Source organism: Pseudodonghicola flavimaris, from assembly GCF_030164425.1.
GTDB classification, from domain to species: Bacteria; Pseudomonadota; Alphaproteobacteria; order Rhodobacterales; family Rhodobacteraceae; genus Pseudodonghicola; species Pseudodonghicola flavimaris.
In genome coordinates this window covers 23,736-40,285 of sequence record NZ_JASNJD010000004.1, presented here as the reverse complement: position 1 = coordinate 40,285, position 16,550 = coordinate 23,736, and the positions used below count along the sequence as shown (strand labels likewise).

Below are 16,550 nucleotides of genomic sequence, written 5' to 3'. Positions count from 1 at the left end.
GATGATGAATTTCGATCTGAGTGACGAACAGCGCCTGATGCGCGACAGCCTGCGCAGCTTCCTGCTGAAGGAATGCCCGCCGGACTATGTCCGTGCCTGCGATGAGGAGGAGAAATTCCCGTTCGAGCTCTATGACAAGCTGGCCGCGACCGGCTGGCTGGGCCTGCCGATCCCGGAGGAATACGGCGGCATGGGCGGCAGCTGCACCGATCTGGCGGTCTTCCTGGAAGAATTCGCCATGCATTTCGAGGCCGGCGCCAATATCTTCTATACCACCATCGTGATCGCCACCGACGCGCTGGTCCACTTCGGCACCGAAGAGCAGAAGAAGGAGCTGCTGCCGAAACTGGCCAAGGGGGAGATCCGTTTCGCCTTCTCGCTGTCGGAACCGAATTCGGGGTCGGACGCCGCCTCCCTGCGCACCCGCGCGGTGCTGGAGGGCGACGAATGGGTGATCAACGGCCAGAAGATGTTCTGCTCCTGCGCGCAGGAAGCCGATTACATCCTGCTGATGGCTCGCTCCGACGCGGAGGCGCCCAAACACAAGGGCATCACCATGTTCCTGCTCGACCCCAAGACCCCCGGGGTGGAGATACGCAAGCTGAAGAAACTGGGCCTGAAGCCCATGGACCTGAACGAGATCTTCCTGAAGGACGTGCGCCTGCCCAAGGATGCGATCATCGGCGGCGCCAATTCCGGCTGGCTGAACGCGCTGAAAACTCTGGACTACGAACGCTGCTGCCTGTCGGCGGTGAACGTCGGCGCGGCGCAGAGCTGCCTGGACAAGATCCTGCAATACACCGATGAGCGCGAGCAATTCGGCCAGAAGATCAACAGCTTCCAGCTGACCCGCGCCAAGCTTGCCGACATGCATATGGAGATCGAGGCGGCGCGGCTGCTGCTCTACCGTTCCTCCAATCTGGTGGACCGAGGCATTCCCAACAACAAGGAAAGCGCCGTCGCCAACCTCTATTCGTCCGAAACCTACGTGCGCGCCGCGCTCAACGGCATGCGGATGATGGGAGGCTGGGGCTATCTGATGGAATACGACATGCAGCGGCATTTCCGCGATTCCAAGCTGGCCGAGATCGGCGGCGGCACCTCGGAAATCCTGCGCATCATCATCTCGCGCGAGCTGACCAAATGACCAAGGACGCGCGCCATTCCGACCGGTTGGGCACCCTTGCGGTGCACGCCGGGCTGGACCCACGGGCCCATGAGGGCGCTGTGACCATGCCGATCTATCAAAGCGTCACCTTCGCCGCCCCCGATACCGAAGGGCTGGAGGCGGTGAACAGCGGCAAGGCGCGCGGCTTTGTCTATTCGCGGGTGCGCAACCCCACCGTGATGGCCGCCGAGCAGCGGCTCGCGGCGCTGGAGGGGGCGCAATCCGCCGCCCTCTTCGCCTCGGGCATGGCGGCGGTGACCGGGGCACTGGCGCCGCTCCTGCAGGCCGGGGACGAGCTGGTCGCCCTGCCCGATATCTATGGCGTGACCCTGCGCTATTTCACCGAGCTTCTGCCGCGGCAGGGCGTCACCGTCCGCTGGGCCACCTCGCTGGCACCCGGGGATGTCGCGGCCTGCGTCACCGAAAAGACCAGGGTGATCTATGCCGAAACGCCGACCAACCCGCTGGTGCGCATCGTCGATCTTCCGGCCCTCGCGGCCATCGCCCATCAGGCCGGCGCCAAGCTGGTGGTCGACGGCACCCTGGGCGGGCCGATGAACCAGCGCCCGCTGGAGCTGGGCGCCGATCTGCTGATCCATTCGGCGACCAAATACCTCAACGGCCATGGCGACGTTCTGGCCGGTGCCGTCTGCGGTGCCCGGTCCGAGTTGCGCGCGGTGCGGTCGTTTTCCCAGGCCAACGGCGGGGTGATGGACCCGCATGCCGTCTGGCTGCTGATGCGCGGCATGGCGACCTACGGCCTGCGAATGACCCGACACAACGAAAACGGCCAGCGGCTGGCAGAATTTCTTGCCGCCCACCCGGCGGTCGGCAAGGTCCATTACCCCGGGCTTGCCAACCACGACGACCACGCCCTGGCGGCCAAGCAGATGACTGGATTCGGCGGGCTGATGTCCTTCGAGATGGCCAGCGCAGAGGCCGCCCGCCATGTGGTCGACGCCACCCGGCTCTTTGCCATCGGCCCCTCGGTCGGCGGCGTCGAAAGCCTGATCAGCCAGCCGGGCAATACATCGCATTATTCCGTACCGCCCGAGAAGCGGCGCGAGATGGGGATCGGCGACACGCTGGTGCGCATCTCCGCCGGGATCGAGGAGGCGGAGGATCTGATCGAGGATCTCACCCAGGCTTTGGAGGACTGCAAATGACCGATCTGGTGATCGCGAACGGCACCGTGGTTCTGCCCGAGGGCACCACCACCGCCGACATTCTGATCGAAGGCGAAAAGATCAAGGCCATCGTCGATCCCGGCACCGGGACAGGCGACCGGGTGATCGACGCCACCGGCAGGATCGTGCTGCCCGGGGGCGTCGACCCGCATGTGCACCTGCTGGTGGGTTTCATGGGCCAACGCTCGGTCTATGACTTCGAAACGGGGGGTATCGCGGCGCTCAGGGGCGGCACCACCTCCATCGTCGATTTCGCGCTGCAACGGCGCGGCAAGTCGATGCTGGCGGGCCTTGCCCATCGCCGCAAGCAGGCCGATCCGGTGGTCACCGTCGATTACGGGCTGCATCTGATCGCGACGGACGTGAACGACGACACCCTGGCCGAACTGGCCGGGCTGCGCGCCGCGGGCGTCTCCTCGCTCAAGGTCTATACGGTCTATGAGGAAGACGGGCTCAAGCTGGAGGACGGTCAGCTCTACCGGCTGATGCAGCAGGCCGCCAAGGACGATCTGATGATCGTGCTGCATGCCGAAAACGCCGGCATCGTCGAGGCGCTGCGCGCCGAGGCCATCGCCAAGGGTCATACGGAACCGCGATGGCACGCCCTGACCCGGCCGCCGATTTCCGAGATCGAGGCGGTCTCGCGCGCCATCCTCTTCTCCGAGGATACCGGCTGCGGCGTCCATATTCTGCACCTCGTGGCCAAGGGCGCGCTGCCGCTGGTCGAGGCCGCCCGCAAGCGTGGCAGCAAGATCACGGCAGAGACCTGCACCCATTTCCTCGCCCTGACGGACGAGGCGCTGGAACGCGAGGACGGCCATAACTTCATCCTCAGCCCGCCGCTCCGGGATGCCGACAATCAGGCCGCGCTGTGGCAGGCGCTGGCCCGCAGCGTGCTCTCCGCCGTGACCTCGGACGAGGTGTCCTACTCCGCTGCCGCCAAGGCGATGGGCCTGCCCTCCTTCGCCGATGTCGCCAATGGCGCGCCGGGGATCGAGATCCGGCTGCCGATGCTCTACACCCTCGGCGTCGATCAGGGGCGGATCAGCCTCGATCAATTCGCGCGCCTCACCTCCACCTGGCCGGCCGATATCTTCGGCATCGGCGACCGCAAGGGCCGGATCGCGCCCGGCTATGACGCCGATATCGCCATCCTCAACCCCGGGCGGCGGCAGGTGATCAGCCCCGACAGCGATTATGGCGACATCGGCTACAATCCCTATTCTGGGATGGAAGTGACCGGCATGATCGACACCACCCTGCTGCGCGGCCGCGTGGTGGTCGAGAATGGCGAATTTCTGGGCGAGGCCGGTCAGGGCCGGTTCCTGGAACGCGGCACCGCCGTCCGGCCCGATCTGCCATGACCGACCCGCTCGCCCCCATCGCCGGTCTGATCGCCGATTTCCAGGCGCTCTCTGCCATTGGGCGCGATCCCGAGGGCGGCTGGAGCCGCCCGGCCTTCGGGCCACAGGATTGCGCCGCGCAGGAGTGGTTCCTGGCCCGCGCCCGCGAGATGGGGATGAGCGCGCGGTATGACGCCTTCGGCAATGCCATCGCCCGCACCCCGGGCATGGGGCCGGCGGTGGCGCTGGGGTCGCATCTGGACACGGTGAAAAACGGCGGCGCCTATGACGGCGCGCTGGGGGTGCTGGCAGGGCTTGAGATCGCCCGGCGTGCCATCGCCGCCGGCACCTGGGCCCGCCCCATCGAGGTGATCGCCTTTCGCGACGAGGAGGGCCGCTTCGGTCCCTTCACCGGCAGCCGGGCGATGACCGGCGGTTTCACCCCCGACGATCTGGCGCAAAAACGCGGCCAGGACGGCACACCGCTGGTCGAGGCGATGGCGGAGGCCGGGTTCGATCCCTCCCGCGTGCGCGAGGCCGCCCGCGATTTCTCCGACCTGCACGGCTATGTCGAGCTGCACATCGAACAGGGCCCGGTGCTGGAGGCGCGCGGCGACGCGGTGGGCATCGTCACCGCCATCGCCGGGCAGGAGCGGTTCGCGATCCGCTTCACCGGCCGCCCCGACCATGCCGGCGCCGCGCCGATGGAGCTGCGAAACGATGCCTTCGCCGCCACCGCCCACTTTGCCGACCGCTTCCGCGCCATGATCCTCGCCGACCCGAGCGACACGCTCAGGGGCACCATCGGCGTGGTCAAGCTGATGCCGAACCAGGCCAATGTGGTGCCGGGAGAGGTGCGGCTGGCGCTGGAGATCCGCGACACCGATGGCACCGCCCTGTCCCGGGCCACCGCGATGACCGAGGCACTGGTGGCCGAGACCGGCGCCGCCTTCGGCAGTGAGACAAAGGTCCGCCGCATCTATGGCGAGGCGCCGGTGGCGCTGTCGTCCGGGATGCAAGAGAGCCTGGCGGCGGCGGCACGGGCCCATGGCATCCGCCACAGCCGGCTGCCGTCGGGGGCCAATCACGATGCCGGGATCGTCGCGGCGCATCTGCCGGTGGCGATGCTCTTCGTGCCCTCGAAAGACGGGCGCAGCCATTGCCCGGAGGAACATACGGACTGGGCGCCGATCGCCCAGGCAGTCACGGTCCTGGAGGAGGCCGTGCGTCAGATTGCGGAGCAGGAATTTTGACCGAAACGCGCGCCGGCACCGGCCCGACCCCCGCCGCCGCCCCGGCGATCAGAGCCGGAGCGCAATCGCCCTTCTGGCCCGCCGGGCTGCCGGCGCATCTGGACTTTCCGCAAGGCAATGCCGTCGGCAACCTGGAGCACGCCGCCCGCCGTGCACCTGACCGGCCGGCGCTGTACTACTACGGCCGCACCACCCGTTACGCAGAGCTCTATGCCAGGGTCGAGGCGCTGGCCGGCTACCTGCAGCATCGCGGCCTGCGTCCCGGCGACCGGGTGCTGGTCGATCTGCAGAACTCGCCGCAATTCGTCACTGCCTTTCACGCCATCCTGCGCGCCGATGCGGTGGTGGTGCCGATCAACCCGATGAACACCACCGAAGAGCTGGAACATTACGCCCGCGACAGCGGTGCCCGTCTGGCCATCGTCGGCGACGAGCTGGTCGATCGCTTCCGCCCGCTGATGCCGGAACTGTTCGACCGGCTGATCGTCGCCCATTACGCCGATGAGGCCCCCACCGCTCCGGCAGAACCGCTGCCGCCGGTGATGCAGGCGCCCCGCGCCGCGCTGCGGCCGGAGACGGAAACCGATTTCGAGGCCGCCATCGTCGCCGGCCACCGCCCCACCCCCTATGCCGCCAGCAGCGCCGATATCGCGGTGATGCCCTACAGTTCCGGCACCACCGGCAAGCCCAAGGCCTGCATGCACCCGCATTCCACCGTGGCCTTCACCGCCGCCGCCCAAGCGAAATGGTACGGGCTGGATGACCGCTCGGTGATGACCTCCTTCATGCCGATGTTCCATGTCGCCGGCATGCAGGCCTCGATGAGTGCGGGGATCTTCGCCGGCGCCGCGCTGGTGATCATGACCCGCTGGGACCGCGACATCATCCCCGATCTCTTCACCCGCCACAAAGTCACCTGGTGGAGCGCCGCGCCCACCATGATCGTCGACGTGATGGCGAGCGAGAAGTTCGATCCCGCCTGTCTGGCCCATATCACCGTGCTGACCGGCGGCGGCGCCTCGATGCCCGCCGCCGTGGCGCTGGAGCTGCGCGACCGCTACGGGCTGGAATTCTGCGAGGGCTACGGGCTGACCGAGACGATCTCGGCCACCCATATCAACCCGCCGGCCCGGCCAAAGCCGCAATGCTTGGGCCTGCCGATCTTCGACACCCTATCCATCGTGGTCGACCCCGACACGCTTGCGGAAAAGCCGCAGGGCGAACTGGGAGAAATCCTGATTTCCGGGCCGCAGGTGATGGCGGGCTACTGGAACCGCCCGGAGGCGACGGCAGAGACGCTGATCCCGCTGCAGGACCGGCTGTGGCTCAGGACCGGCGATCTGGGCTATGTCGACGCGGAAGGCTATTTCTTCATCGTCGACCGGCTGAAACGGATGATCAGCGTGTCGGGCTTCAAGGTCTGGCCGGCGGAATGCGAAACCCTGCTCTATCGCCATCCGGCGGTGCAGGAATGCTGCGTGATCTCTGCCCCCGACCCCTATCGTGGCGAAACCGTCAAGGCGCTGATCGTGCTGAAACCCGGCCAGGCGGCGCAGGTCGACGCCAGAACGATCACCGAATTTGCCCGCGCGCATATGGCCGCCTACAAGATCCCGCGGATCGTCGAATTCGTCGACAGCCTGCCACAATCGGGCAGCAGAAAGGTGGACTGGCGCGCCCTGCAACAGGCCGAATGGAGTGCGAAGCAATGACCGATCAGATCTGGTTCGAGGATTTCACTCCCGGCGCGGCGCTGATCTCGCCGCGGCGCCGCATCACGATCTCCGATATCGACACCTATGCCGCGCTGACCGGCGAACGCCATCCGGTCCATATGGACGAAGCCTTCGCGCGGGAGGCGGGCTTCGACGGCCGCATCGCCCACGGGCTGTTCAGCCTGGCGCTGATCGAGGGGCTGAAATCGCAGCTCGGGGTATTCGAACGATCTGTCACCGCCTCGCTCGGCTGGACCGACATCAAGTTCAGCGCGCCGCTCTATCCCGGCGAAGAGGTCTATCTGCGGCTGGAATTCGTCGACAAGCGAATGACCTCGAAACCCGGGCGCGGGCTGGCCACCGAACGCGGATTTCTGCTGAAAGCCGACGGGACAGAGGTTGTCAGCGGCGATCACCTGATCTTTCTTCTGTGCCGACCGGGGGACGAGGCCGCCCGATGACCTGCCCCGCCTCCGCCTCTGACGCCCAACGGGAGCCCTGCGCATGAGCAAGATCGTCTGGCGCATCCTCAGTTCGATCCCCACCCTTTTCGGGGTGCTGATCGCGACCTTCCTGATCACCCGGGTGCTGCCGGGCGATCCGGCGGTGTTCTTCGCCTCGAACCCGGCGATGTCGAACGAGGATGTGGAGAAAATCCGGGTGGCGCTCGGTCTCGACAAATCGCTGATCGAACAGTTCTGGATCTATCTCGGCGCGCTCTGGCAGGGCGATCTGGGCACCTCGATCTCCACCGGTCAGCCGGTCGCGACCGAGATGCTGACCCGGCTGCCCGCCTCGGCCGAGCTGACGATCTTCGCCTTCCTGCTGGCGATCGCCGTGTCGATCCCGCTGGGGGTAGTGGCGGCGCTCAAGCCCGGCTCCTGGGTCGATCAGCTCTGCCGGATCATCGCGACGCTGGGGGTGTCGATGCCCACCTTCGTCACCGGGCTGCTGCTGATCTACCTGTTTTACTACATCCTCGGTGTCGCGCCGGAGCCGACCGGACGGCTCGATCCCTTCATGTTCAAACCGCCCACCGTCACCGGCTTCATCCTGATCGACGGGCTGATCGACGGCGACCCCGAGACCACCTGGGCCGCGTTCAAACAAATCCTGCTGCCGGGCATCACCATGGCGATCTTCGCGCTGGCCCCGCTGGCGCGGATGACCCGGGCCTCGATGCTGAACGTGCTGTCCAGCGAGTTCATCCGCACCGCCCGGGCCAACGGGCTGACCCGGCGCAAGATCGTGATGACCTATGCCTTCCGCAACGCGATGCTGCCGGTGGTGACCTCGCTGGGGATGACGTTTTCCTACATGCTGGGGGCCAATGTGCTGGTCGAGAAGGTCTTTGCCTGGCCCGGCATCGGCGCCTATGCGATGGACAGCCTGATCTCGCTCGATTACGCGCCGCTGCAGGCCTTCATGCTGATCATGGCCGGCATCTTCCTGCTGGTGAACCTTGTCACCGACCTCCTCGCCGGGCTGGTCGATCCGCGCGCGGGGCTGAGCTGATGGCAGCGACACATTCCTCCACCGGACGGCTGGCGACCCTGCGCTACATCCTGTCCGAGAACCGGCTGCATCAGGTCGCCTTCCTGCTGTTCGCGCTGCTGATCCTCGCCGCGATCCTCGGGCCGCTGCTGGCGCCGCACGATCCGCTGGCGACCAACCCCGACGATGCGCTGATGCCGCCTTCGGCCACCTACTGGTTCGGCACCGATCAGCTGGGCCGCGATGTCTTCTCCCGCGTGTTGGTGGCGACCCGGCTGGACATGCTCATCGCCTTCGGCGCAGTCGGGCTGTCCTGCGTGGCCGGATCGCTGATCGGAGCGGTGCTGGGCTATTTCGGTGGTGTGCTCGACACCGTCTCCAGCCGTTTCGTCGATGTGCTGATGGCCTTCCCGCTGTTCGTGCTGGCGATGGCGATGGTTGCCGCGCTCGGCAATACGGTGATGAACGTGATCTATGCCACCGCCATCATCAACCTGCCGTTCTACGTCCGGCTGGCCCGGGCCGAGGTCAACGTGCGCCGTCACATGGGTTATGTCGAGGCGGCGCGGGTCGGCGGCTCGGGCCATGGGCGGATCCTGCTGGTCTTTCTGCTGCCCAACATCCTGTCGCCGCTGGTAATCCAGGCCTCGGTCAACCTCGGCTGGGCGGTGCTGAACGCGGCCGGGCTGTCGTTTCTCGGTATGGGGGTGCGGCCGCCGACGCCCGAATGGGGCATCCTGGTGGCCGAGGGCGCCCGCTTCATCGCCTCCGGGCAATGGTGGATCTTCCTGTTCCCCGGCCTGGCGCTGATGCTGGCCGTCTTCACCTTCAATCTGCTCGGCGATGCGCTGCGCGACATCCTCGACCCGAGAGCCCGGACATGACCTCCACCACGCCTCCTCTGCTGTCCGTCCGCGACCTGACGGTCGATTTCCGCACCCGTCACGGCACCGTGCATGTGCTGGAAAACGTCAGCTTCGATCTGGCCCCGGGCGAGATCATCGGCATCGTCGGCGAAAGCGGCTCGGGCAAATCGGTGACCGCCTTTGCCATCATGGGCATCCTCGACAAGGCGGCGCGAATCCTCTCCGGCGATATCCGTTTCGAGAACCGCGATGTCATGGCGATGTCGCCGCGCGCGCGCGATCTCTGGCGCGGCAAGGAGGCCTCGATCATCTTCCAGAACCCACGCACGGCGCTGAACCCGATCCGCCCGGTCGGCGATCAGATCGCCGATGTGATCGCCCGCCACACCCCCGCCGCCCCCGCCGAGGTGAAGGCCCGGGTGCTGCAGGCGATGCGCCAGGTCCGTATCCCCGACCCGGAAAAACGCATGAGCGCCTACCCGTTCGAGCTGTCGGGCGGGCTCTGCCAGCGGATCGGCATCGCCGCCGCGCTGGCCTGCGAGCCGCGGCTGCTGATCGCGGACGAACCCACCACCGGGCTGGATGTCACCACCCAGGCGGTGATCATGGATCTGATCCGCGACGTCGCCCGCGCCGGCAACCTCGGCACCGTGCTGATCACCCACGATCTGGCCCTGGCCTCGGAATACTGCGACCGCATCGTGGTGATGCACGCCGGCCATGTGGTTGAGACCGCGCCGGTGGCCGAACTGTTCGCCCGGCCGCGCCATCCCTATACCACCGGACTGCTGGGCAGCGTGCCCTCGCTGGTCGAGAGTGTCCATGACCTGCGCGCGATCCCCGGCTCGCTGCCCGACCTGCGCCGCAGCGATCTGCCCCCCTGCCGCTTCGCCGACCGCTGCCCGCGGCATCAGCCCGGCTGCGAGGCGCCGGGGCTGCGCCCCGAGCCTGCCGGTCCCAACCATCTTGTCGCCTGCAGGTATCCGTTGTGAGCCAGTCCCCCATCCTCTGCGTCGAAAACCTGAAGAAGCATTTCGTGCTGAAGCACAGCAATGCGCTGACCGGGCGCGAGCCGGTCAAGCTGCATGCGGTCGATGACGTCAGCCTGTCGATCCACCCCGGCGAGGCGCTGGGGCTGGTCGGCGAATCCGGCTGCGGCAAATCCACCCTGTCGCGGCTGCTGTGCCGGCTGGTCGATGCGACCTCCGGCAAGCTCTTTGTCGACGGCCGGGATATCTCGGCCATGTCGGCGGCGGCGTTTTCGAAATCGCCACTGCGCAGCGACATCCAGATGGTGTTCCAGGACCCGACCGAAAGCCTGAATCCGCGCTTCAGCATCTTCGACCTGATCGCCGATCCGCTGCGCCAGCTCAAACGCCCGAAAAACCGCGCCGAGGTGCAGGCCCGGGTCGAGGCGGCGGCGCGCTCGGTCAACCTGCCGCTGGAGCTGCTGAGCCGGTTTCCGCACCAGCTCTCCGGCGGGCAGAAGGCACGGGTCGGCATCGCCCGCGCCATGGTGGTGGAGCCCCGGCTGCTGGTGCTGGACGAGCCGACCTCGGCGCTGGATGTCTCGGTGCAGGCCACCGTGCTGCAACTGCTGGACAAGATCCGCCACGAACAGGGGGTGGCGCTGCTCTTCGTCAGCCACGATCTGAACGTAGTGCGGCTTCTGTGCAGCCGGATCGTGGTGATGTATCTGGGCCAGGTGGTGGAGAGCGGCGCAACCGACCCGCTGTTCCATCATCCCGCCCATCCCTATACCCGGGCGCTGCTGTCGGCGATCCCCACCCTGCGCGAAGGCGCCAGGCGCGAGCGGATCAAGCTGGATGGCGATCCGCAAAGCCCGATCAACCCCAGCGGCACCCGCTGCCGGCTCTATGGTCGCTGCCCGGCGCAGCAGGCGCTGTGCAACCGCGTCGAGCCGGAGCTGAGGACCCTGCCCGACGGCCGCCAGGTGCGCTGTCACTTCGCCGACGCCCCGGCGCCGCCCGAAACCGCCCCCGCGATCGACCCCGAGATCACCCCCGCCCCCCTGCTCTGACCCGGTAACCGACTGTAAGGAACACAACCATGCCCAGACTGACCGTCCCCGTAAGCGAAATGGTGAAGAACGCCCGTGCCCGGATCGAGGAGATCGAAACCAAGGATCTGATCGCCATGCTGGACGATCCCAATGTGGTGGTGGTCGATCTGCGCGACGTGCGCGAACGCCAGCGCTCGGGCTTCATTCCCGGCAGCTTCCACTGCCCCCGCGGCATGGTGGAATTCTGGATCGACCCCGACAGCCCCTATTTCAAGCCGATCTTCGGCGAGGACAAGAAATTCGTGTTTCACTGCGCCTCCGGCTGGCGCTCGGCACTCAGCACCGCGACGCTGAACGACATGGGGTTCGAATGCGCCCATCTGCGCGAAGGCTTCTCCACCTGGGCCGATCAGGGCGGCCCGGTCGAATTCCCCGAACCGCGCAAGTGAGCGGAACATTCCCCGTCATGCGTCCGGCCCGATTGCATCGGCCGGAAGCGTGACACTTGGCCCCGGACCCCTCCGGGGCCTTTTTTCGCCCTCCGCGCGTTCAGGCGCCGCGGGCGTGAAACACGAAGCCCAGGAAATTCAGCAGGATCTGCGCCGCCAGGATCGGGGTGGAGCCGGTCGGATCGTAATCGGGGGCGACCTCGACCAGATCGATGCCGACCACCTCATGCCGCCGGGCCAGCGCCTGCAGCATCTCCAGCACGTCGTAGTAGAGAAAACCACCGTGCGACGGGGTGCCGGTGCCCGGTGCGATCGAGGGGCAGAACCCGTCGATATCGAGCGTGACATAGACCCGCGCGCCTTCGGGGATACGGGCGATCACCCCCTGCGGCCCCAGTTTGCGCGCCTGGCGCACCGACAGGATGTCCGACCCCATGCGGCGGGCGTCCTCATAGCCCTCTCGCGCGGTGGAGGAGACATTGCGAATGCCCACCTGCGTCAGCCCGGTGACATAGGGTTTCTCCGCCGCGCGTCGCATCGGGTTGCCGTGGCCGGCGGTCACCCCGTGGCGTACGTCGACGAAATCCAGATGCGCGTCGATCTGCAGGATATGGATCGGTCCCTGCCCCTCGAAGGCCTCGATACAGGGGATGTTGACGGAATGATCGCCGCCGATCACCACCGGCAGCGCCCCCGCCTTCAGGATCGCCTGCACCCCGGCGCGGATATTGGCGTGGCTGCGCGGCGTATCGGTGTGGACGATGTCGGCATCGCCGATATCCACGATCCGTACCGAGGCCGGCAGATAGGTGGCGTCATCCTCGTGATCGTAGGCGCCGGCATGGCCGAAGCTGAACAGCGTCGAAGCCTCGCGCACCGCGCGCGGGCCGAAGCGGGCGCCGGCGCGGAACTGGGTGCCGAAATCGAAAGGCGCGCCCAGCACCGCCACATCGGCATCGATGCGGTCCCAGTCGCCCTGGTAGGGCCGCTTGCCGAAGGTGGAGATCCCCACGAAGGGCAGGTTCAGCCGGCCGCTCTCATAGCCATGCGCATCGCTCATCTCATCGTCCTCTGTTCTGTCACAGCCCCGGCCCCCGGGCGGTTATGCGCCATAGGGTTTCGACCCGGTCGCCCCGCAGCCCCACATACCAGTCATGCAAGTTGCAGGTGGGGTCGCAATGGCCCGGCACCAGTCTGAGCCGGTCGTTGATCTTCAGCGCGCCCGCCGGATCGGCGATCTCGCCATGTTCGTCGGAACAGGCCAGATAGGTGACGTCCGACCGCCCGAAGACCACCGGCAGCCCGCTGTCCACCGATTGCGCCTTCAGCCCGGCATCGCAGACGGCACGGTCCGGCTTGGCGTGGCTCATCACCGAGGTCAGCAGGAACAGCGCGTTTTCGAACCCCGCCACATCCAGCCGCTCTCCCCCGGCGTCCAGCACCTTGCCGTAATCGGCATCCATGAAGATGTAGGAGCCGCATTGCAGCTCTGTATAGACGCCGGAGGCCGCCTCGAAGGCAAAGCTGCCGGTGCCACCGCCGGTGACGGTGCGGCAGGGCAGCCCCGCCGCCGCCAGCGCCGCGACCACCGCCCGGGTCTGGGCGATCGCGGCCTCGGCCGCCTCGGCCCGGGCGGCGTGATCGTAGATATGCTGCATCGACCCCTGATAGGCCTGAATGCCGTCGAAACGCAGCCCCGGGGCGGCGGCTATGGCCCGGGCGATCTCCACCGCCGTCTCCGGCGTGGCGACACCGCAGCGCCCGGCGCCGCAGTCGATCTCCACCAGACAGGCCAGATCGGTGCCATGGCGCTGCGCTGCCGCCGAAAACACCGCGACGGCCTCCGGATCATCGAGGCAGCAGCTGATCCGGGTGCCCAGCTTCGGCAGTTGCGCCAGCCGGTCGATCTTGACCGGATCGCGGATTTCATTGGCCAGCAGGATGTCAGGCAAACCGGCGCGGGCGAAATGCTCGGCCTCCGACAGTTTCTGGCAGCAGATGCCCACGGCGCCGTGGCCGATCTGGTGACGGGCGATCTCAGGGCATTTGTGGGTCTTGGCATGCGGCCTCAGCGCGATCCCCGCCGTGGCGCAAAAATCGCGCATCCGGGCCAGGTTGCGCCCGAAGGCATCGAGATCGACGATCAGGCAGGGGGTCTGCACCTCGGCCTCCGTCATGCCGGGGCGGGCCGGGAACAGATACCCCAGCGCGTGCAGATCGTCTTCGGTGAGCTCTGGCATCGGGTCCCCTTCGTCGCAGCCTGTCGGCACGACCATAACGGCGGCATCGGCCCGCTCAACGAAAAACCGGATGCTGGCGGACCCGTGCGGCGACAGAGGATCCGCCGCGGGCGCCGTGACGCGACGGAAGGCCCGCCATCACCCGTTTCGATATGCCGGCGCCCAATTTTGGCCGGGTTCGCGCGCTATCTCCGATGCCCGACAGCGACAGGAGGATCCCATGGAAGACAGCATCGCGATCTTGGTCGATGGCGACAACCTGAGCGCCGCCCATGCCCCCGACCTGCGCCGGATCGCAGAGGCCCTGGGCCGTCCGACCGTGCTGCGCGTCTACGGCGATTTCAGCCGCGCGCTGGCCTGGCAGGCCGCGCCGGGATTCCGCCTGTGCCACGCCGGCAACGGCAAGAACGCCGCTGACCTGCTGATGACGGTGGAGGCGATGGAACTGGCGCTGGAACACGACTTCGGCGCGCTGATCCTGGCCAGTTCCGACGGCGATTTCAGCCATCTCGCCCTGCGCCTGCGTGAACGCGGCATGACCATCGTCGGCGCCGGTGAGGCCAAGGCACCGCAACACTTCCGCGCCGCCTGCAACCGGTTCCTCGAACTTGGGCAAGCGGCCCCCACGCCACGGCCCCCGGCGCACTGTCCCTCCGAACTGCCGGCCCCAACTGCCGAGAGGCCAGACAGGCCCACACCACTCGACCTGCAAATCCGCGCGATGATCGCCACCCACAGCAAGCAGGGGCGCGGGATGCCGCTGGCCGCACTCTCCCCAATGATGCACACCGCACATGGGGTACGCATCAGCACCCTGCCGGAGAAGACGTGGCGAAGCTATCTGACTGCGCGCAAAACGCTCTATGACCTCGATCCGCGCGGCCCCGGCGCCATGGTCCGCTTCCGCCCCGAGGGCTTTGCCGGGAACTGACCGCTCAGTCCCCGGCGGTCAGCTGACGTATATAGCCCAGCACCAGGGCGTCGCGCCGGGCGGCAAGCGCCTCCATCGACTGGCCATCGGTCTCTGCCGCGATCCCGGCTGCCAGCGTATCGACGACCTCCGGGGTCAGCTCCGGGTGGCCCAGATCGTCCCACCAGCTCTGCATCGCCGGTCCGATGTGATCGCAGAAGTGGCGGATGCCGCCGGCACCGCCGCCCAGATGGAACAGGCAGCTCGGCCCCATCGCCGCCCAACGCAGCCCCGGCCCGTAGGTCACCGCCTTGTCGATGTCGCCGACGCTGGCCACCCCTTCGACCGCCAGATTGATCGCCTCGCGCCAGATCGCCGCCTGCAGCCGGTTGGCGATATGCCCGGGCACCTCCTTGTTCAGCCGCACGCAGACCTTGCCGATGCTCTCGTAAAAGCCCTGCGCCCGGTCCAGAACGCCGGCCGCGGTGCGCCCGTTGCCCATCAGTTCGACCAGCGGGATCAGATGCGGCGGGTTGAAGGGATGCGCCAGAACCAGCCGGCCGGGATCGGCGAAACCGTCCTGCATCAGGCTCAGCTTCAGCCCGGAGGTGGAACTGCCGATGATTGCGTCCGCAGCCAGCGCCGGTTCGATCGCGCGGTAGAGATCATGCTTGATCTCCAGCCGCTCCGGCACGCTCTCCTGGACGAAGCCCGCCCCGGTCACCGCATCGGCGGGATCGCGGGTGAAGCGCAGCCCCGAGGTGTCGCCCGCCTGCGCCCAGCCCAGCGCGCTCAGCGTCTGTGCCGCGGTTTCGACGAAATGCAGCACCTTCGCCTCTGCGTCCGGCGCGGGATCGTAAACGGCGACGCGCCGACCGGTGGCGGCGAACAGGGCCGCCCAGCTCATGCCGATGGTGCCGGCGCCCAGAATGGCGGTGTCGGGAAAATTCATCTCAATGTCTCCTGCACTTCGCGGCTCCTTGCCGTCGCGGATACTCGCGCTCAGCGGCGCACCTCGGGCACCGCCTCCAGCGGGATCACGTCGACGGCCTGCCGGCTCTCCTGCCCGCCGGAGGAGCGCAGCACGCCCCGCACCGGCGCGACATCACCGTAGTCGCGGCCGTAGCCGACGGTGATGTAATCGATGCCGGCGAACTGATCGTTGGTCGGATCGAATTCGATCCAGCCGGTTTCCTGCCCGACCCAGGCCCGTACCCAGGCGTGCATCGCATCCGCCCCTTCGAGCCGCGGCTGCCCAGGCGGCGGAAAGGTGCGCAGAAAGCCCGAGACATAGCCCGCCGGCACGCCGATGCCGCGCAGTGCCGCGATCATCACATGGGCGAAATCCTGACACACCCCGTGCCGGTTGCGAAAGGCCTCGGCCGGCGGCGTATCCACGGTGGTCGCCTCCGGATCGAAGGTCATGTCGCGATGCAGCGCCCGGCCCACCGCCTCCACCGCCTGCAGCGCGGTCATCCCGGGGGTGAGGCAACCGCGAGCATATTCCGTGGTCGCCGCCATCGGCGCCACCCGCGGCGAGGCGGCCATGAAATGATGCGGCGCCGTCGGCAGCAGCGTGTGCACATTGGCGATATCGGCAGCCAGCCCGGCCAGCGGCGGCGACAGATCCAGCGGCATCGCCACCGCGATCCGCTCCACCTGGGCGGTCAGATGCAGCGAAAAGGCCTGGATCGGCTGGTGCCAGGCCACCGCGCTGGTGGCATTGCCGAAGAAATCGACCCGGTCATAGCGTTCGCCGGGGCGCGGCGTCACCTTCAGCATGCGCTGCTGAACCCGCTGCTGGCCGGGAATGTCCGAGGGCAGCAGGCGCAGCACGTTGCGGGCGCGGTCGGAGACCGCGTCATAGCTGTAATCGATCGTGAGCCGGACATCGTAGCGCAT

Annotated in this window: 16 protein-coding genes; 12 read left to right on the top strand and 4 right to left on the bottom strand. The window is 67.4% G+C overall.

Features of this window, described 5'->3' with window-relative positions; all coding sequences use genetic code 11:
- Position 1 precedes the first annotated feature (1 nt).
- The 11 genes from QO033_RS06485 to QO033_RS06435 are packed head-to-tail and all read left to right on the top strand — an operon-like array spanning position 2 to position 11,498.
- Entirely contained in the window at positions 2-1,147 is a 1,146-nt protein-coding gene (locus QO033_RS06485; RefSeq protein WP_284480138.1) for an acyl-CoA dehydrogenase family protein, read from the top strand.
- Positions 1,144-2,334, top strand: coding sequence for a trans-sulfuration enzyme family protein (locus tag QO033_RS06480; RefSeq protein ID WP_284480137.1), 1,191 nt, complete (start codon positions 1,144-1,146; stop codon positions 2,332-2,334). Before QO033_RS06485 ends, QO033_RS06480 begins: the two co-directional genes overlap by 4 nt.
- The gene (gene hydA, locus QO033_RS06475; protein WP_284480136.1) at positions 2,331-3,719 is read left to right on the top strand and encodes a dihydropyrimidinase; all 1,389 of its coding nucleotides are present in this window, start codon (positions 2,331-2,333) and stop codon (positions 3,717-3,719) included. The genes QO033_RS06480 and hydA overlap by 4 nt, the downstream gene beginning before the upstream one ends.
- Complete coding sequence (locus QO033_RS06470) at positions 3,716-4,951, top strand: Zn-dependent hydrolase (RefSeq protein ID WP_284480135.1); 1,236 nt, start codon at positions 3,716-3,718, stop codon at positions 4,949-4,951. The genes hydA and QO033_RS06470 overlap by 4 nt, the downstream gene beginning before the upstream one ends.
- On the top strand, positions 4,948-6,663 hold the full coding sequence (locus QO033_RS06465; protein ID WP_284480134.1) for a long-chain-fatty-acid--CoA ligase: 1,716 nt from the start codon (positions 4,948-4,950) through the stop codon (positions 6,661-6,663). The genes QO033_RS06470 and QO033_RS06465 overlap by 4 nt, the downstream gene beginning before the upstream one ends.
- On the top strand, positions 6,660-7,127 hold the full coding sequence (locus QO033_RS06460) for a MaoC family dehydratase (protein ID WP_284480133.1): 468 nt from the start codon (positions 6,660-6,662) through the stop codon (positions 7,125-7,127). Before QO033_RS06465 ends, QO033_RS06460 begins: the two co-directional genes overlap by 4 nt.
- Before the next feature lie 43 nt (positions 7,128-7,170).
- Positions 7,171-8,181, top strand: a complete 1,011-nt coding sequence (locus QO033_RS06455) for an ABC transporter permease (RefSeq protein WP_284480132.1) — start codon at positions 7,171-7,173, stop codon at positions 8,179-8,181.
- A complete protein-coding gene (locus tag QO033_RS06450; RefSeq protein WP_284480131.1) occupies positions 8,181-9,044 on the top strand; it encodes an ABC transporter permease in 864 nt (287 codons plus the stop codon). Before QO033_RS06455 ends, QO033_RS06450 begins: the two co-directional genes overlap by 1 nt.
- Positions 9,041-10,018: an ABC transporter ATP-binding protein gene (locus tag QO033_RS06445; protein WP_284480130.1), complete on the top strand. Its 978-nt coding sequence runs from the start codon at positions 9,041-9,043 to the stop codon at positions 10,016-10,018. Before QO033_RS06450 ends, QO033_RS06445 begins: the two co-directional genes overlap by 4 nt.
- Positions 10,015-11,067, top strand: coding sequence for an ABC transporter ATP-binding protein (locus QO033_RS06440; RefSeq protein WP_284480129.1), 1,053 nt, complete (start codon positions 10,015-10,017; stop codon positions 11,065-11,067). The genes QO033_RS06445 and QO033_RS06440 overlap by 4 nt, the downstream gene beginning before the upstream one ends.
- Positions 11,068-11,096: 29 nt before the next feature.
- Positions 11,097-11,498 carry a rhodanese-like domain-containing protein gene (locus QO033_RS06435; protein ID WP_284480128.1) on the top strand — a complete coding sequence of 134 codons (402 nt, stop codon included), beginning with the start codon at positions 11,097-11,099 and terminating at the stop codon, positions 11,496-11,498.
- A 100-nt stretch (positions 11,499-11,598) separates the two neighbouring features.
- Here QO033_RS06435 and QO033_RS06430 read toward each other — a convergent pair whose 3' ends face one another.
- Complete coding sequence (locus QO033_RS06430; RefSeq protein ID WP_284480127.1) at positions 11,599-12,558, bottom strand: agmatinase; 960 nt, start codon at positions 12,556-12,558, stop codon at positions 11,599-11,601.
- A 19-nt stretch (positions 12,559-12,577) separates the two neighbouring features.
- Entirely contained in the window at positions 12,578-13,738 is a 1,161-nt protein-coding gene (locus QO033_RS06425; RefSeq protein ID WP_284480126.1) for a DSD1 family PLP-dependent enzyme, read from the bottom strand.
- Positions 13,739-13,958: 220 nt separating this feature from the next.
- On the opposite strand from QO033_RS06425, the gene QO033_RS06420 reads away from it, so the two are divergent.
- Positions 13,959-14,669, top strand: a complete 711-nt coding sequence (locus QO033_RS06420) for an NYN domain-containing protein (protein WP_284480125.1) — start codon at positions 13,959-13,961, stop codon at positions 14,667-14,669.
- Positions 14,670-14,673: 4 nt separating this feature from the next.
- Here QO033_RS06420 and QO033_RS06415 read toward each other — a convergent pair whose 3' ends face one another.
- Together QO033_RS06415 and QO033_RS06410 are read right to left on the bottom strand one after the other, a co-directional pair.
- Complete coding sequence (locus QO033_RS06415; protein WP_284480124.1) at positions 14,674-15,600, bottom strand: 3-hydroxyacyl-CoA dehydrogenase NAD-binding domain-containing protein; 927 nt, start codon at positions 15,598-15,600, stop codon at positions 14,674-14,676.
- Positions 15,601-15,650: 50 nt separating this feature from the next.
- On the bottom strand, positions 15,651-16,550 hold the full coding sequence (locus tag QO033_RS06410) for a transglutaminase family protein (protein ID WP_284480123.1): 900 nt from the start codon (positions 16,548-16,550) through the stop codon (positions 15,651-15,653).

Coding starts and splice junctions, on each gene's coding strand:
- QO033_RS06485 (WP_284480138.1), top strand. CDS start 2: ATGATGAATTTCGATCTGAGTGACGAACAGCGCCTGATGCGCGACAGC.
- QO033_RS06480 (WP_284480137.1), top strand. CDS start 1,144: ATGACCAAGGACGCGCGCCATTCCGACCGGTTGGGCACCCTTGCGGTG.
- hydA (WP_284480136.1), top strand. CDS start 2,331: ATGACCGATCTGGTGATCGCGAACGGCACCGTGGTTCTGCCCGAGGGC.
- QO033_RS06470 (WP_284480135.1), top strand. CDS start 3,716: ATGACCGACCCGCTCGCCCCCATCGCCGGTCTGATCGCCGATTTCCAG.
- QO033_RS06460 (WP_284480133.1), top strand. CDS start 6,660: ATGACCGATCAGATCTGGTTCGAGGATTTCACTCCCGGCGCGGCGCTG.
- QO033_RS06455 (WP_284480132.1), top strand. CDS start 7,171: ATGAGCAAGATCGTCTGGCGCATCCTCAGTTCGATCCCCACCCTTTTC.
- QO033_RS06450 (WP_284480131.1), top strand. CDS start 8,181: ATGGCAGCGACACATTCCTCCACCGGACGGCTGGCGACCCTGCGCTAC.
- QO033_RS06445 (WP_284480130.1), top strand. CDS start 9,041: ATGACCTCCACCACGCCTCCTCTGCTGTCCGTCCGCGACCTGACGGTC.
- QO033_RS06435 (WP_284480128.1), top strand. CDS start 11,097: ATGCCCAGACTGACCGTCCCCGTAAGCGAAATGGTGAAGAACGCCCGT.
- QO033_RS06430 (WP_284480127.1), bottom strand. CDS start 12,558: ATGAGCGATGCGCATGGCTATGAGAGCGGCCGGCTGAACCTGCCCTTC.
- QO033_RS06425 (WP_284480126.1), bottom strand. CDS start 13,738: ATGCCAGAGCTCACCGAAGACGATCTGCACGCGCTGGGGTATCTGTTC.
- QO033_RS06420 (WP_284480125.1), top strand. CDS start 13,959: ATGGAAGACAGCATCGCGATCTTGGTCGATGGCGACAACCTGAGCGCC.
- QO033_RS06415 (WP_284480124.1), bottom strand. CDS start 15,600: ATGAATTTTCCCGACACCGCCATTCTGGGCGCCGGCACCATCGGCATG.
- QO033_RS06410 (WP_284480123.1), bottom strand. CDS start 16,550: ATGCGCTACGATGTCCGGCTCACGATCGATTACAGCTATGACGCGGTC.